16 protein-coding genes are annotated in these 15,594 nt (G+C 73.7%); 5 read left to right on the forward strand and 11 right to left on the reverse strand.

Annotation, left to right across the window (positions count from 1 at the left end; all coding sequences use genetic code 11):
- Positions 1-58 precede the first annotated feature (58 nt).
- The 3 genes from M1D46_RS14735 to M1D46_RS14745 form a co-directional block, all read right to left on the reverse strand.
- On the reverse strand, positions 59-580 hold the full coding sequence (locus M1D46_RS14735; protein WP_456285928.1) for an O-acetyl-ADP-ribose deacetylase: 522 nt from the start codon (positions 578-580) through the stop codon (positions 59-61).
- Positions 577-1,170 (reverse strand): carboxymuconolactone decarboxylase family protein, encoded by a 594-nt coding sequence (locus M1D46_RS14740; RefSeq protein WP_456285929.1) that lies wholly within the window; start codon positions 1,168-1,170, stop codon positions 577-579. Before M1D46_RS14740 ends, M1D46_RS14735 begins: the two co-directional genes overlap by 4 nt.
- A gap of 89 nt (positions 1,171-1,259) precedes the next feature.
- Entirely contained in the window at positions 1,260-2,942 is a 1,683-nt protein-coding gene (locus tag M1D46_RS14745) for a Na+/H+ antiporter (RefSeq protein WP_456285930.1), read from the reverse strand.
- Positions 2,943-3,255: 313 nt separating this feature from the next.
- Between M1D46_RS14745 and M1D46_RS14750 the strand changes: the two genes are divergently transcribed.
- Positions 3,256-4,284: a fatty acid desaturase family protein gene (locus tag M1D46_RS14750; RefSeq protein WP_456285931.1), complete on the forward strand. Its 1,029-nt coding sequence runs from the start codon at positions 3,256-3,258 to the stop codon at positions 4,282-4,284.
- A gap of 65 nt (positions 4,285-4,349) precedes the next feature.
- On the opposite strand, the gene M1D46_RS14755 is transcribed toward M1D46_RS14750, so the two are convergent.
- Both M1D46_RS14755 and M1D46_RS14760 read right to left on the reverse strand, forming a co-directional pair.
- A complete protein-coding gene (locus M1D46_RS14755; protein WP_456285932.1) occupies positions 4,350-5,828 on the reverse strand; it encodes an SPFH domain-containing protein in 1,479 nt (492 codons plus the stop codon).
- 72 nt (positions 5,829-5,900) lie between these two features.
- The gene (locus M1D46_RS14760) at positions 5,901-7,415 is read right to left on the reverse strand and encodes an FAD-dependent oxidoreductase (RefSeq protein ID WP_456285933.1); all 1,515 of its coding nucleotides are present in this window, start codon (positions 7,413-7,415) and stop codon (positions 5,901-5,903) included.
- Positions 7,416-7,582: 167 nt separating this feature from the next.
- Between M1D46_RS14760 and M1D46_RS14765 the strand changes: the two genes are divergently transcribed.
- The 4 genes from M1D46_RS14765 to M1D46_RS14780 are packed head-to-tail and all read left to right on the forward strand — an operon-like array spanning position 7,583 to position 10,042.
- Positions 7,583-7,846, forward strand: a complete 264-nt coding sequence (locus tag M1D46_RS14765) for a hypothetical protein (RefSeq protein ID WP_271174506.1) — start codon at positions 7,583-7,585, stop codon at positions 7,844-7,846.
- A complete protein-coding gene (locus tag M1D46_RS14770) occupies positions 7,843-8,274 on the forward strand; it encodes a hypothetical protein (protein ID WP_456285934.1) in 432 nt (143 codons plus the stop codon). Before M1D46_RS14765 ends, M1D46_RS14770 begins: the two co-directional genes overlap by 4 nt.
- Positions 8,275-8,309: 35 nt before the next feature.
- Positions 8,310-8,681: a YrdB family protein gene (locus tag M1D46_RS14775; protein ID WP_456285935.1), complete on the forward strand. Its 372-nt coding sequence runs from the start codon at positions 8,310-8,312 to the stop codon at positions 8,679-8,681.
- Complete coding sequence (locus tag M1D46_RS14780) at positions 8,681-10,042, forward strand: FAD-binding oxidoreductase (protein WP_456285936.1); 1,362 nt, start codon at positions 8,681-8,683, stop codon at positions 10,040-10,042. Before M1D46_RS14775 ends, M1D46_RS14780 begins: the two co-directional genes overlap by 1 nt.
- Positions 10,043-10,056: 14 nt before the next feature.
- Here M1D46_RS14780 and M1D46_RS14785 read toward each other — a convergent pair whose 3' ends face one another.
- Genes M1D46_RS14785 through M1D46_RS14810 form a run of 6 tightly spaced genes read right to left on the reverse strand, consistent with a single transcriptional unit; the run spans position 10,057 to position 15,567 of the window.
- Entirely contained in the window at positions 10,057-10,776 is a 720-nt protein-coding gene (locus M1D46_RS14785; protein WP_456285937.1) for a copper homeostasis protein CutC, read from the reverse strand.
- Between the two features lie 2 nt (positions 10,777-10,778).
- The gene (locus M1D46_RS14790; protein WP_271174511.1) at positions 10,779-11,558 is read right to left on the reverse strand and encodes a glucosamine-6-phosphate deaminase; all 780 of its coding nucleotides are present in this window, start codon (positions 11,556-11,558) and stop codon (positions 10,779-10,781) included.
- 14 nt (positions 11,559-11,572) lie between these two features.
- Positions 11,573-12,475, reverse strand: a complete 903-nt coding sequence (locus M1D46_RS14795) for an ROK family protein (protein ID WP_456285938.1) — start codon at positions 12,473-12,475, stop codon at positions 11,573-11,575.
- Complete coding sequence (locus tag M1D46_RS14800; protein WP_271174512.1) at positions 12,472-13,326, reverse strand: carbohydrate ABC transporter permease; 855 nt, start codon at positions 13,324-13,326, stop codon at positions 12,472-12,474. Before M1D46_RS14800 ends, M1D46_RS14795 begins: the two co-directional genes overlap by 4 nt.
- Entirely contained in the window at positions 13,323-14,288 is a 966-nt protein-coding gene (locus tag M1D46_RS14805; protein ID WP_271174513.1) for a carbohydrate ABC transporter permease, read from the reverse strand. The genes M1D46_RS14800 and M1D46_RS14805 overlap by 4 nt, the downstream gene beginning before the upstream one ends.
- 7 nt (positions 14,289-14,295) lie before the next feature.
- Positions 14,296-15,567: an extracellular solute-binding protein gene (locus tag M1D46_RS14810; RefSeq protein WP_456285939.1), complete on the reverse strand. Its 1,272-nt coding sequence runs from the start codon at positions 15,565-15,567 to the stop codon at positions 14,296-14,298.
- Positions 15,568-15,594 lie beyond the last annotated feature (27 nt).

The following is a 15,594-nucleotide window of genomic DNA, read 5'->3' on the forward strand; positions in this document are numbered from 1 at the left end:
GGCGGAGACGCGCCGGTGAACGGGGCGTCGCCGCCCGGCGAACGGCCGCGCGGCGCGCTCAGCCGCGCGGAGGCCGGCCGAGCGTCTCGATCGCCGCGGCGACCCGCGCGTGCGTCTCCGCATCGCGCGCGACGATGCGCACCTCCTCCGCCCGTGTGCGCGACGCCGCGATCGTCTCCACGGCAGCCGCGATCGCATCGTCCCGGGGCCATCCGTAGATGCCCGCGCTGATGAGCGGGAAGGCGACGCTGCGCGCACCGAGCTCGTCCGCGACCGCGAGTGCTCGCCGATAGCAGGACTCCAGGAGCGTGCGGTCGCGCTCGCCCGCCGCGTGGTTCGGGCCGACCGTGTGCACGACCCACCGCGCAGGCAGGCGACCGGCGGTCGTCCACCCCGCGTCGCCCGTCGCGAGCCCGTGCGGGAACCGCGCGATGCACGCGCGGAGGATCTCGGGGCCGCCCGCGCGGTGGATGGCGCCGTCGACGCCGCCGCCTCCGCGCATCGCCCTGCTCGCCGCGTTGACGACGACGTCCACCTCCTGCTCCGTGATGTCGCCCAGAACGGCGGTGATGGCCGTCATGCGGCGGCCCCGCGTCTCTCGGCGGCCTCGCGCAGGGCCTGCGACAGCTGCGGGCTCAGCCGCGGCACGTCCTCGATCGGCACCGCGAGCGCCTGGAGCGTACGGCTGAAGAGGTTGCGCGCCCCTGCGGCGAGCGCGATGTCGACGATCTGCCGGTCGGAGAAGCCGACGGCCCGCAGCCGCGCCGAGTCGTCGTCCGTCATCGAGGACGCATCTTGCGACAGGTGCGCCGCGAACGCCATCACGGCGACGTCGCGCTCGTCGAGGCCCGCGGCCTCGGGATCGCGGAGCACGAGCGCGAGCCCGTCCTCGTCGAGGAGGCCTGCGTCGAGCGTCTTCCTGCCGTGCGCGAGGAGGCAGTGCACCGACCCGATCGCGGCAGCTGCGGCGAGGGTCGCGAGCTCGTAGACGCGGAGCCCGATCGACGGGACGACGGCGCGCACGAGCGCCTCGAACGCCGCGTGCGCCGCGGGGTTCATGGCCATCGCGCGGGTATGGCTGAACACGAGGCCGTCCGCCTCGAGGTCGTGCGCGTACATGGCCGCGACCTGCGGGTCGGGGTCGTCCTCATGGGGCGTCGAGATGATCATGCCCGCCTCCTGACTGCGTCGGATGCGACCAGGATGCTCCCGCATCGCCTCCGCGTCGAGGGGATCAGCTCTCGACGGCGCGACCGGGGTCAGGCGACGGGCTCGATGCCCGTGAGCCGCAGCTCCTCGAGGTCGAGCCGCGCCTGGATGCGGTTCACGACGCCGTCGTCGACCGAGCCGTCGGCCCGGAGACCGTAGAGCACCTCCCGCTTGCGCGCGAGCAGCGCGAGCCGGAGACGCGTGTGCTCCTCGTGCCGCGTGATCGGCGACATCGTGAGCACCTCGATCGCCGCAGCCTCGGCGGCGCGCTCGGCGTCGTCGGACGGGCCGAGCATCCCCTCGAGCACGGCCACCTCGCGGTCGACGCGCTCCTGCTCGCGCGCCTGACGCTGCGCGTTCGCGAGCTCGAGCGCCTCCGAGACGTCGTCGCGGATGCGGTCGCGCACCTCGTCGCTCACCGCGTGCGCGGCCGCGAGCTCGTCGAGCGACGCGAGAGCCGCACCCGTGATGGCCCGCTGCGCGAGCTCGTACTCCTCGTCGCTCGCCCGGTCCTCCGGAAGGCGAGCCCAGCGCACGACGACGGGGAGGAGCGGCCCCTGCACGAGCAGGGTGAGCACGATGACGCCCGCCGTGACGAACACGATGTCCTCGCGCCCCGCGAGCGCGGAGCCGTCCGCGGTCGCGAGCGGAACGGACAGCGCGATCGCGAGCGAGACGGCGCCCCGGAAGCCCGCCACCGTGCTGACCACCCGCGCGCGATGGCTCATCCGCCGCTCGCGCTGCGACGGACGGCGATCGAGCAGACGGATCATCGTGACCGTGGTCATCTGGAACGCGAACCGGACGACGAGCGTCACGAGCCACACGACGACCGTGACGCCCAGGAGCCGGCCGACCTCGCGCGCGTCGATCGTGTGCGCGACATGCTGCACCTCGAGCCCGATGAGCACGAACAGCGCGCCGTTGAGGAGGAACGTCCCGAGCGGCCACGCGGCCTCGGTCTGGCGCCGTGAGGCGGCCGTCGTCGTGCGCGGCGCGACCCAGGCCGCGATGAGCCCCGCCACGACGACCGCGAGCACGCCCGACGCGTGGACGAGCTCGGCGACGAGGAACGCCGCGAACGGCGTGAGAAGGAGCGCGATGTTGATCGTCAGCGCGTCGTGCAGGCGGCGCATGAGCAGATAGGCGACGCCCGCGACCGCGAGGCCGGCCACGACCCCGCCCGCGTACGACAGCACGACGAGGCCCGTGATGGTCCACGGCGTGTACTGGCCTCCGATCGCGACGCCGACGGCGACCGACGAGATGACGAGGGCGGTGCCGTCGTTCGTGAGGCTCTCGGCCTTCAGCACCATGAAGTTCCGGTGCGGCAGGGTCCGCCCGAGCGCGGCGACCGCCGTCGCGTCGGGAGGGGCGACCGCGGCGCCGAGGATGAGGGCGATCTCCCACGGCAGGCCCATCAGGTGCGCGGCGCCCGCGACCGCGAACGCGGTCGCGACGACGAGGAGCGTGCTCATCAGCACGATGCCGCGCAGGTCGCGCCGGATGGCCCGGAGCGAGGTCGTGAGGCTCTCCCAGAAGAGCATGACCGGCAGGAAGAGCAGGAGCACCGTCTCGGGCGGCAGCTGCACCTCGCGCAGCTCGGGCACGAACCCCAGCACGAGTCCGAACGCGAGCAGCAGCAGGGGAACCGCGACGCGCAGCCGCGGAGCGACGAGCGCTCCGACGAGCACGGCGGCGCCCAGGAGCACGGTGATCTCGAGTCCGTCCATCGGTGTCCTCTCTCCCTGGCGCGGCCCACGCCGAGGGGATGACGTGCGCAACGACGCGCGGCGCCCGCGCATTCCGGCGCACCGCCCCCTGGGCGTCTCCGGCGCATCCCCTGGCACCTCCCTCCGTATGCGCGACGCCGCATACGGCGCGAGCTAGCCTGAGACCAGCGATCGGCATCCGCCCTTGGCTCCAGGAGCCGAACGGCTGCCGACACGACAGGAGAAGTCCATCTCCCTCACCCAGACCGCACCCGTGGCCTCCCGTCTCGGCGCTGTGCGCCAGACCTACTCCGGAACAGAGACGTTCCCTCCGATGGCCAAGGCGTACACGAAGGTGTCGCAGGTCGTGCGCGAGACGGGGCTGCTGCGCCGCGCCCGCGTCTTCTACGCCCTCGTCGGCGCCGGGATCCTCGTCGCCCTCGGCGGCGCGATCGCCGGTTTCCTGCTCCTCGGCGACAGCTGGTTCCAGCTGCTCATCGCGGGCGCGCTCGGCGTCATCTTCACGCAGGTCGCGTTCCTCGCGCACGAAGCGGCACACCGCCAGATCCTCGCGAGCGGCCCCGCGAACGACCGCCTCGCGCGCATCCTCGCCGGCAGCATCGGCATGAGCTACGCCTGGTGGGACGCCAAGCACAGCCGTCACCACGCGAACCCGAACCGCGTCGGCAAGGACCCCGACATCGAGATCGACACGATCTCGTTCGTCGAGGAGGACGCCGCCGGGGCGAGGGGCCTGCGCCGCCTCATCACGCAGCGGCAGGGCTGGCTGTTCTTCCCGCTCCTCACGCTCGAGGGCGTCAATCTGCACTACCTGAGCCTGAAGCACCTGCTGTCTCGCGGCCCGGTCAAGGGACGCTGGACCGAGCTCGGCATCATCGCGCTGCGCTTCGCGCTCCTCCTGACGCCGCTCTTCCTCCTGCTCCCGGTGGGCATGGCCTTCGCCTTCCTCGGCGTGCAGCTCGCGGTCTTCGGCGTGTACATGGGCGCGTCCTTCGCGCCGAACCACAAGGGCATGCCCGTCATCGCGCCCGATGCGAAGCTCGACTTCTTCTCGAAGCAGGTCCGCACCTCGCGCAACATCGCGGGCGGATGGTGGGCCACCTGGCTCATGGGCGGGCTCAACTACCAGGTCGAGCACCACCTCTTCCCGAGCATGCCGCGCCCCCACCTCGCCAAGGCGCGCGAGATCGTCCGCGACTTCTGCGCGACGAACGACGTGCCGTACACCGAGACGAGCCTGCTGCGCTCGTACGGCATCGTCATCGCCTACCTCAACCGCGTGGGCCTCGCCGCGCGCGACCCCTTCGACTGCCCCTTGGCGTCGCAGTACCGGCGCGCCTGAGCCGCCCGAACAGCAGAGGGGCCCGTCACCGCGGTGACGGGCCCCTCTGCTGTCCGATGAGCAGGTCAGGCGGGAGCGTCGGATGGCGCGGGGGCGCCTCCCGCCTCCGGCGACGTCGCCGACGCAGCCGTGTGCTCCGCGGCGGGCGCCGCAGGAGCGGGCTCAGCCGAGGCGGCGTCGTCGGCGCGCTGGCCCGCGGCCATCCCGCGTCCGACCGCGTGTCCCTGGATGACGGCCGACAGGTCGACGCCGGTCGCCGCGCGGACGCTGTCGAACATCGACCGCATCCCGGCCGCGGTCTCCCCCGCGAGGTGCGCGCTCGCGCCATCCGCACCGCCGCCCGAGAGCACCGTGACGGAGCCGACGTTCGCGTAGCCCTTCGCGAACTCCGTCATCATCGGCACGAGCGCGTCGAGCGCGCGCTGGGCGAGGAACGCGTCCTGGTTCTTCGCGAGCGCCGCCGCCTCGGCCTCGATGGCCGCCGCCCGCGCGTCGCCCTCGAGGCGGACGGCCTCGGCGTCGGCCTCGGCCTTGATCCGGATGGCCCGCGCCTCCTGCTCGGCGATGAGGGCCTCGGCCTCGGCCTCCTTGACCCGCGCGTACGCGTCGGCGTCGGCGCGCTTCTGCCGCTCGTAGAGCGCCGCGTCGGCGACGCGCTTGACGTCGGCGTCGAGCTCGGCCTGCTTGTTCTCGGCCTCCTGCATGAGGACGCCCTGCTGCGCCTTCGCCCGCGCGAGGGCCTCAGCCTGCTCGGCCTCGGCGCGCGCCTGGCCGACCTCCGCCGCGGCCGACGCGGTGTTGCGGTCGAACGCGGTCTGCTCGATGAGCGTCTCCTCGCTCGTCGCGATCTCGCGCGCCTTGATCTCGCGCTCGGCGTTGATGCGGGCGATCTCGGCCTGGCGCTTGACCTTGGAGACCTCCTCGGCGCCCAGGGCGTCGATGTAGCCGTTCTGGTCGGTGATGCCCTGGATCTGGAAGCTGTCGAGCACGAGGCCCTGGTCCTCCAGGTCGCTCTTGATGAGCGTCGCGATCTGGTCGGACAGCTCCTGGCGGTCGCGCATGAGCTGCTCGACCGTGAGCGTCGCGACGACGCCGCGCAGAGCGCCCTCGAGCTGCTCGGTCGTGAAGACCTCGATCGCGTCGTCCTGCGAGACGAAGCGCTCGGCGGCGCTCGCGATCGCCTCCGGCGTGGAGCCGATCTTCACGAGCGCGACCCCCGTGACGTCGACCGTCACGCCCTGGATCGACTGCGCGGTCGGCTTGACCATGATCTGCCGCGCCCGCAGCGAGAGCGTCTCCGCACGCTGCGTGATCGGGTTGACGATCGCGCCGCCGCCGCGGATCACCGCGACGTTCGACGAGGTGCCGTCCTTCGCCTTCTGCTTCTTGCCGACGATGATGAGCGCCTCGTCGGCGCGCGCGACCTTGTACCACGCGCGCAGCACGAGCGTTCCGATGAGCGCCGCCACCGCGAGGACGACGACCACGATCACGACGGCGACGACGATGCCGATGCTCCCGGCCGTGTCGACGATTCCGTCCATGCACTACCCCCTTCGGCCGACCGCGGCGCGCCGGGTGCGGGCGCGTCGGACGCGGACGGTCTCGGGGCCACCCTATCGAGCCGGCGCGTCGTCCATCCGGGCGAGGTCCTTCGTCGCGGGGCCCTCGAGCACGCGGCCCTCGGGATCGAAGCGCGATGCGTGCAGCGGGCAGTCCCACGAGCGCTCGGCCGGGTTCCACTGCAGGATGCCGCCGAGGTGGGTGCAGACGCCCGAGACCGCGCACAGTCGCCCGTCCACGCGCGAGACCGCGACCGGATGCGCGCCCCGGGTCTCCACGCGCCCCTCGCCTTCCGCGGGCGGCTCGGCATCGCGGCTCACGAGCGCCTTCGTCCATCCGCTCGCCATCTCCTTCGCCACGCGTGCGTTCGCGCCGACCGCGGTCGCGGCGTCCCGCACGCCCACCTGCGGCGAGCGCAGCCCGTCGACCCAGCTCGGGCGCTCGTCGAGGATCTCGCCCGCCATCGCGAGCGCGGCCGCCGCCCCGTTCGCCATGCCCCACTTGTCGTATCCGGTCGCCGTGAGGACCCGCCCGTCGGTTCCGGGCTCGGCGCCCGCGAAGGGCAGCCGGGTGATCGTGCGGTAGTCCTGCGCCGCCCACCACGTGACGCGGCGGGCCCCGGGGAAGGCCTCGGCGGTCCACGCGTCGATGTCGGCGAGCATGGCGCCCGCGTCGCCGCGGCCGGTGCGGAACCCGCCCCCGCCGACGAGCAGGAGGCGCCCGCCCGCGCCGTCGTCGGCGGTGCGCAGCGATCGGGCCTGCGGGTCGACCGAGAGGTGCATGCCCTCCGGCGGCGGGCCGTCCACGGCATAGGCGCCGACGACCGAGCGCGACGGCTCGAGCCGCGCGAAGAACCCGGCGCGGTCGATCGCGGGCGAACCCGTCGCGACGACGAGGTGGGCCGCGGCGAGCACGCCGCGCGTCGTCGCGACGCCCACGCCGTCGGGAGCGTCCTCGAGGCCCGTGACGCGGCATCCCTCGACGATCGTGCCGCCGCGGCTGCGCAGCTCGGCCGCGAGCGCCGCGAGGACGCGGCGCGGGTGCAGGGCCGCCTGCCCCTCCATGCGCAGCGCGCGCGAGACGGCGAAGGGCAGGCCGGTCTGCTCGGTGGGCCCCCAGACCGCGTCGACGCCGGAGGCCTCGAGCGCCTCGGCCTCCCGCTCGAGCGCCGCATCGCCCTCGTCGGTGGTCGAGAAGGTGAACGCCGGCTCGTCGCGCAGGGCGCCGTCGACGGACTCCGCGATCGCACGCAGCCAGTCCGCTCCCGCGCGCTGAGCGGCGGCGTAGGCGCGCAGCGCCTCGACGCCGGCGTGCGCGCGGATCTCTCCGTACACCGAGCCCTGCAGGAGCGACAGCTTCGCGGTCGTGTTGCCCGTCGCGACGGCGCCGACCGTGCGCGCCTCGCACACCGCGACGCGCCGACCGGCGCGCGCGAGCGCCACCGCGGTCGCGAGTCCGGTCAGCCCCGCACCTGCCACGACGACGTCCGGGTGGAGCACGTGCTCGCGGTCGACGGGGATGGGCGGACCGGTGCGGATCCACAGCGGCTCGGGCGCGACGGGCGTCATCGGGTGTCCTCTCTCGATGACCCCACCCTCCCCTGTGTGCGCGCGAGAGGGCCAGCGGGTTGACACCCTCCGGCACGCGCCCTATCGGCCAGGGCCGAGACGCTGTCAACCCCTGGCGGGCGGACGCGCCGCGCGGCACTCTGGAGACACCGAGCGAGGAGGACGACATGGCTCACGTCGAAGGAACCGACCCCGACATCCAGACCCGGCCCATCGAGCCGGCGCCCACGCGGCACGAGGTCCCGGCGGATGCGGACCTCGATGCGCTCGAGGACGACCGCGACCCGGCCGACCTCGCGGACGACCGAGGGCCGCTGCCCGAGACCGCGGCCGACCATCCCGTGCTCCCGGACGACGAGCGCGAGGTCGACGACGGGTACCTGGGCGAAGAGGATGTCTTCATCGCGGACGATGAGGAGGGCATCCGATGACCTCCGAGCAGCACGACCGCGCGGCGCACGAGGTGCCGGCAGGGCGCGGCGGCGCCGACAGCGGGGCCGCCGACCTCGTCGACGTCGAGGGCACGGCGCCCGCGTCGCCCGAGGAGGGCGACCAGAACGACATCGCGGGCGTCGGGCCCGCGGGCCCCGAGGACGACAGGGGCCTGCAGACCGAGCCGCGCGAGGACACGCACGACACGACCTCCGACGAGCGCGTCCGCGGCATCCTCGTGCAGGTGCAGGGCGACCTCGCGACCGGCCGTGCGTCGGAGGAGGAGCTGCGGCGGATGCTCCGCCGGCGCCTCGACGACGCGGGAATCGAGCTGCGGGACGAGCAGTTCGACGGTCTCATCCGCGAGGCCGTCTCCGGCGAGCCCGACACGACGATCGAGGGCGCCGAGCCCGGCGCCGACGCCTGAGAGCCGCGGGCGCGGGCGGTTCTAGACTGGAGTCCATGCCCGACTCCGCTGCCCCCGCGACCCCCGGCGTCTCGCCGCGCCGCATCACGGTCCTCGACGCGCTCCGCTTCCTCTCGGAGCTGCTGGCGATCGCGGCCCTCGCGGTCTGGGGGTTCGTCGCGTGGGCGTTCCCGTGGAGCATGGTGGTCGGCATCGCGGCTCCCGCGCTCGCGATCCTCGTGTGGGCCCTGTTCGTCTCCCCCAAGGCCGTATTCGCGGTGCACCCCTTCGTGCGCGCGGTCGTCGAGCTCGCGGTCTTCCTCGCGGCGACCATCGCGCTGTGGGATCTCGGCCTCGCGTGGGGCGGCATCGCGTTCGGCGTGGCCGCGGTCGTGATCGGCCTCCTCCACAACCGCCGCGAGCTGTGATGGCCGACGCGCTCGCCCGGCTGCAGGACGCCCTCGGCGAGCGGGTCGACACGCTCGCCGCGTCCCTCGAGGAGGCGCGCGCCGACCGGTCGGGCTTCCGCTCCGACGGCCCGCCGCTCGCGGTCGTGCACGCCGAGTCCGTCGCCGACGTGCAGACGGTGCTGCGCATCGCGCACGAGACCCGCACGCCCGTCGTCACGCGCGGCGCCGGCACCGGTCTCGCGGGTGCCGCGAACGCGGGGCCGGGCGAGATCGCCCTGTCCGTGCGGCGGATGACCCGGATCCTCGAGATCTCCCCCGACGATCTGCTCGCCGTGGTCGAGCCCGGCATCCTGAACGGCGATCTCGGCGCGGCGCTCGCCCCGCACGGGCTGTGGTGGGCGCCTGATCCGGCGAGCCGCGCGATCTCGACCGTCGGGGGCAACATCGCCACGGGTGCGGGCGGCCTGCTCTGCGCGAAGTACGGCGTCGTCCGGGACGCGGTCCTGGGCCTCGACGTCGTCCTCGCCGACGGGCGGCTCATCCGCACCGGGCACCGCAGCGTGAAGGGCGTGACGGGCTACGACCTCACATCGCTCCTCATCGGGTCGGAGGGCACGCTCGGCGTCGTGGTGGGGGCGACGCTCAAGCTGCGCCGCCTCGTGCCCGGCGACGTGTGCACGCTCTCGGCGTTCTTCCCGTCGGTGCGCGCAGCCGCGCGGGCGTCTGCCGCGGTCACCGCGGCCGGCGCGCAGCCGGCGATCATGGAGCTCCTCGACGCCGCCGCGGTCGCCGCGATCAGCGCGCTGCTGCGGGTCGCCGAGACGGCGCCGGGCTCGGCGCAGCTCACGATCCAGACGGACGGCCCGGGCGCCCGCGCGGAGGCCGAGGCGATCGCGCGCGTGCTGCGTGACGCGGGCGGCGAGGTCGCGATGACCGACGACGCCGGCGAGGGCGAGCGCCTCCTCGCCTTCCGCCGTGCGATGCACCCCGCGATGGCGGCCCTCGGCACCTCGCTCATCGAGGACGTCTCGGTGCCGCGCAGCCGTCTGCCCGAGATGTTCGACGAGATCGCGCGCGTCGAGCGCGAACATGGCGTCGTGATCCCCACGGTGGCGCACGCGGGCGACGGGAACCTGCATCCGAACTTCGTCTTCGACGGCGACGAGGTCCCCGCGCACGTGTGGGCCGCCGCCGACGACCTCTTCCGCTCGGCTCTGCGCCTCGGCGGCACGCTCACGGGCGAGCACGGCGTGGGTCTCCTCAAGCGCCGCTGGCTCGCCGACGAGCTCGGCGACGACCAGTGGCGCCTGCAGCGCGACATCGCCCGGGTGTTCGACCCGCGCGGGATCCTCAACCCCGGCAAGGTCTTCGCGCCGTGATCCCCCTCGGCTGGTCAGACCCGGCCGAGGGCTGAGCGGATGGCCAGGGCCGCGCTCTCGTCGGCGGTCTCGTAGGCGACGGCGCCCGCGCCAGCGCCGAATCCCAGAGCGACCGGCACGGCGTCGACGACGGTGCGCTTGGCGGACGCGTGGACCGCGTCGACGCCCGTCGCGGCGACGTCCGCCGCGTTGCCGGCATCGACACCGCCGCCCGCCATGATCTGGATGGCGCCGTCCGCGCGGCGCACGAGCGCGCGGAGCTCGTCGAGGGCGTCCGCGGCGCGCGACGCGCCTCCCGACGTGAGCACGCGGGTGACGCCGAGCTCGGCGAGCTCGTCCACGGCGCGCGCCCTGTCGCCGAGCGCATCGAACGCGCGGTGGAACGTCACCTCCCTGCCCTCGGCCGCGTCGCGCGCCGCCCGCACGAGGTCGGCGTCGACGCGGCCCTGGACGAGGCCGCCGACGACGACGCCCGCTGCGCCCGCTCGGATCGCCGCGCGCACGTCTGCCGTCATGAGGGCGCGGTCGTCGGCGTCGTAGGCGAAGCCGCCCGCGCGCGGACGGACGAGGACGTGCACGGGGATGCCCGACGCGACCGCGAGCTCGACGAGCCCGGCGGACGGCGTGAGCCCGCCCAGCGCGAGCGCGGTCGCGAGCTCGATGCGGTCGGCCCGCACGTGCGCCGCGACGGTCACACCCGCGGCGTCCTGCACCGCGAGCTCGAACGCCGTCATCGTCAGATGCCCTGCCAGTCGGGCTTGTTGTCCCACGCGTAGCGGTAGTAGTCGGCATCGCGCAGCCGCGACGCCGCCGCCTCGTCGACGACGACCGTGACGTGCGGGTGGAGCTGGATCGCCGACCCCGGCAGCGAGGCGCTGACGGGGCCCTCGACGGCGCCCGCGACCGCCTCGGCCTTGCCCGCGCCGAACGCGAGGAGCACGAGGTGGCGCGCCCGCAGGATCGTGCCGAGCCCCTGCGTGATGCAGTGCATGGGGACGTCGTCGATCGAGTCGAAGAACCGCGCGTTGTCCTCGCGCGTCTGCCGTGTGAGGGTCTTCACGCGCGTCCGCGACGCGAACGACGATCCCGGCTCGTTGAAGCCGATGTGGCCGTCGGTGCCGATGCCGAGGATCTGCAGGTCGACGCCCCCGGCCTCCTCGATCGCCGCCTCGTACGCATCGCCCGCGTGCTCGATGCCCTCGAGCGACCCGTCGGGTGTGCGGATCCGCGCGGGGTCGAATCCGAGCGGCTCGACGACCTCGCGCGAGATCACCGACCGGTACGACTCGGGGTGCGCCGGGTCGATGCCGACGTACTCGTCGAGCGCGAAGCCGCGCACCTGCGAGACGTCGACGCCCGACAGGCGCGTGCGGAGCGCCTCGTAGACGGGCAGCGGCGTCGATCCGGTCGCGAGACCGAGCACGGCGTCGGGCCGCCGGCGGATGAGTCGCGCGATCTCGTCGGCGACGATGGCGCCGCCCGCGGGGGCGTCGGGGACGATGATGACTTCGGCCATGCGGTGACCTTCTCTCAGACGGGGACGGGGGCGTCGATGAGCGAGGCGCCGAGCGCCGCTGCCGGCGACCCTGCCGGCAGCACCTCGATCCTCTCACCCAGGTGCAGGGAGCGGAGGAAGCCCGATGCGGCCGACGACCGCCGCAGCTCCTCCGACACGATGTCGGCCATCCGGTCGCCGAGCGCCGCGAGTCCGCCCGCGAGCACGATGCGGCGCGGGTCGACCGCGAGCGCGAGCAGGCGGATGGCCGCGGCGGCGCCGCGCACGAAGTCCACCCGCAGACGCAGCGCGAGCGGATGGCCCTCGTCGGCGGCATCGAGCAGGTCGCGGACGGGGAACGCTCCGGGCCGCGCCCAGCGGGCGGCGAGCGCGCGGCCGCCCGCGAGCGCCTCGATGCAGCCGGTCTGCCCGCACGCGCACACGGGGCCGGCCGGATCGATCGGCACGTGGCCGATCTCGCCGGCCGCGCCGCCCGCGCCGCGCCAGAGGCGGCCGTCGACGACGACGCCCGCGGCGATGCCGGTGCCGAGGTTGAGCAGCGCGAGCGGGCCGGCGGCGGGCGCGAGCGCATGCGCGCCGAGAGCCGCGGCCTTGACGTCGTTCTCGACCGCCACCGGAACCCCGCACCGCGCCTCCACCGCGTCGGCGAGGGGCAGCTCCCGGACGTCGAGGTTCACGGCGTGCCGCACGGTCCGCCCGTCGGTCTGACCGGGGATGCCGATCCCGATCGAGGTGATCGAAGAGGACCCGGCCCGAGTCGACACGGCCTCCACGGCCGCGACGATCGAGTCGACCACGCCGACGTCGCCGCGCTCGGTCGCGCTGCGCCGGCGCGCGAGGATCGAGCCGTCCGCGGCGACCGCCACGGCGTCGGTCTTCGACCCTCCCACGTCGAGACCGATCCGCACCCCGGTCATCCCTTGACCGCCCCCGCGACCATGCCCTGGGCCATCCGCCCCTGCACGATGAGGAAGAAGACGACCACGGGGATCGCGCACAGGGTCGAGCCCGCCATGATGGCGGCCCAGTCGGTCTCCTTGGTGGCCTGCACGAAGGCGCGCAGCCACACGGGCAGCGTGCGCGCCTCGGGGCGCGTCATGATGACGAGGGCGTAGACGAACTCGTTCCATGCCTGGATGAAGGCGAACACGCCCGTCGCGGCGAGGCCGGGGCCGAGCAGCGGGAAGGTCACCCGCCAGAAGGCCCCCATCCGCGTGCAGCCGTCGACGCGCGCGGCCTCCTCGAGCTCGATCGGCACGCCGTTCACGAACCCGCGGAGGGTCCAGATCGTGAACGGCAGCACCATCGCGATGTAGACGAGCGCGAGCCCCACGGCCGAGTTGAGCAGCTGCCATCCGTCGAGCACGCGGTAGGTCGAGATGATGAGCGCCTCTGCGGGGATCATCTGGATCGCGAGCACCGCGACGATGAGGGCGCGTCGGCTGCGGAAGCGGAAGCGGCTGAGCGCGAGGGCTGCGAGGAACGCGAACAGGAGCGCGAAGACGACCGCCGCGAGCGTCACGCCGACGCTCATCGCGAGCGCGGGGAGGAAGGCGATGCTGCCGCTGGGCTCCGTGACGACCTCGACGAAGTTCGCGAGCGTGAACCGGTCGGGCCACCAGTGCGGCTCGGACGAGGTCACGACGGCGTTCGGCAGCAGCGCCGAGTTCACCATCCAGTACACGGGGAACGCGCTCGCGAGGAACACAACGACCGCGAGGGCGTTCAGGCCCGCGCGGGCGACGCGCGAGCGGGGGCGGCTGCTCATGCTCTCGACTCCTCCTCGCGCAGCGTCGCGACGACGTAGTACCCCGCGACCGCCATCATGAAGACGACGAGGATGACCGAGATCGCCCCGGCCGCACCCTGATCGCCGCCGGCCGTCGCGGTCGCGTAGATGTAGACGCCGATCGTGTCGGTCTCCGCGCGGAGGCCGCCGATCGTCTGCAGCGCGTAGATCTGGGTGAACACGCGCATGTCCCAGATCACCTGCAGGATGAGCAGAACGACGAGGACGCTGCGGATGTACGGGACCGTGACGAGGCGGAACCGCTGCGCGCCCGTGGCCCCGTCGAGGCTCGCAGCCTCGAGCACCTCGCCCGGCACCTGGGTGAGCGCGGCGAACGTCGTGAACGCGACGAAGGGCACGGCCATCCACGTCACGATGACGGTCGCGACGAAGAAGAACCCGATCGGCTCGATGAGCCACGAGTGCCCTCGCATGTCCAGCGGCGTGAGCGCCGTGAGGACGTGGTTCACGAGGCCCGCGCGGGTGTCGAAGATCCATCCCCACACCGTCGTCGCCGAGATCGGCGGCATCGCCCAGGCGAGGAGCAGGCCGATCGAGACGAGCCCCTTCAGGAAGCGGCCGAGGCGCGTCATGAGCAGGGCGACGCCGACCCCGAGCACCATCGTGAGGACGACGTTGACCGCGCAGAAGGCGACGCTCCGGGCGAGGACGGCCCAGAATCCGGGATCGGAGAGCACGCGGACGTAGTTGTCCAGCCCCACGAACTCGGGCGGTGCGCCGAAGATCTGCGCGCGCCCGAACTCCTGGAACGACATGACGATGAGCTGGACGAGCGGCCAGGCCGTGAGCGCCGCGATGACGGCGCCGGCGGGCACGAGCAGCAGGGCGGGTCCGCGCAGGAACGTCTCGCGGCGCCGCCGTCGCGGGGGCGACGGCGGCGGCGCGAGGTCGTGCGCGCGCGGCGCGGTGAGGGTGGCCATGTGCGGGTCAGCCGTTGAGGATGGCCTCGATGTCGGCGTCGAGCTCCTCCGCGAGCGACGGGATGTCGCCGCCGCTCGCGATCTGGACGAAGAAGTCCTGCAGCAGCTGCGCGGCCTCGACGTCGGCCCACTTGGGCGAGGCCGGGGTGAGCTTCGCGTTCGCCGCGGCCTCCGCGATCACGGCGGCGAGCTCGGGCGTCGCGGCCGCGACATCGCCCCCGAGCGACTGCAGAGCCGGCACGAGGCCCGCCTCCGCGAGGATCGACTGGTACTCCTCGCTGAGCATGATCCGCAGCGCGCTCTTCGCGAGCTCCTGGTTGTCGGAGGCCGCGGGGATCGCGATGTTCGACCCGCCCGCGAAGACCTGGGCCGCTCCGCCGTCCTTGCCGGGCAGCGCGAACGAGCCGAGGGAGTCCGCGAGCGCCGTCTCCGCCTGATCCTCGTCGGCCACGATCGACCAGTAGGCCCAGCTCGGCGCCGACAGCATGGCGGCCTGCTCCTCGCGGAACGGCACCCAGGCGTCGGTCTCGTCGCCGTCCTTCGGCGCCTGCGACGTCGCCATGAGCGCCTGCACCTGCTCGAGGCCCGCGATGGACTCGGGGCTCGAGAGCTGCGCGTCCCACTGCTCTCCCTCGAGCACGGCGATCTCGCCGCCGTTCTCCCAGATGAACGGGAGCGCGTTGTACCAGTCCTTTCCGGGGTACCAGACGCCCGAGACGCCCGTCGTCTCGGCGAGCCGCTCAGCCGCCGCGACGTACTCGTCGAGCGTGGTCGGCACCTCGATGCCCGCCTCCTCGAAGATGGACGTGTTGTAGAAAACGACGCGCGAGCCCGAGTAGTACGGCGCCGCGTAGAACGCGCCGTCGAACGAGCCGGCCTCGACGAAGCCGGGCAGCAGGTCGTCGCCGCCGAGCTCCTCGTACATGTCGGTGAGATCGACGAACGCGCCGGCCGACGTGAACGCCGCGGCCTGCGTGTTGCCCATCTCGACGATGTCGGGGCTGTCGGAGCCCGACATGGCGGTGGTGAGCAGGTCGACGATGCCGGTCCACTGCTGCTCCTCGATGACGAGGGTCGCGCCCTCGTTCTCGGCCTCGAACGTCTCGACGAGGTAGTCGCGCGCCTCCTGTGGCGTGTCCTCGCCGACGAGCCAGACGCGCAGCTCCGCGCCGTCGGCTGCGCCGCCGTCGGCCGCGTCGCCTCCGGCGGCATTGCCGGAGCAGCCCGCGAGGGCGAGGGCGCCGAGGACGGCGCTCGCGCCGATGAGCTTCCTGTTCATGGGGGTGTTTCCTTCACTCGGATGGGT

This window comes from Microbacterium sp. JZ70 (genome assembly GCF_053903225.1).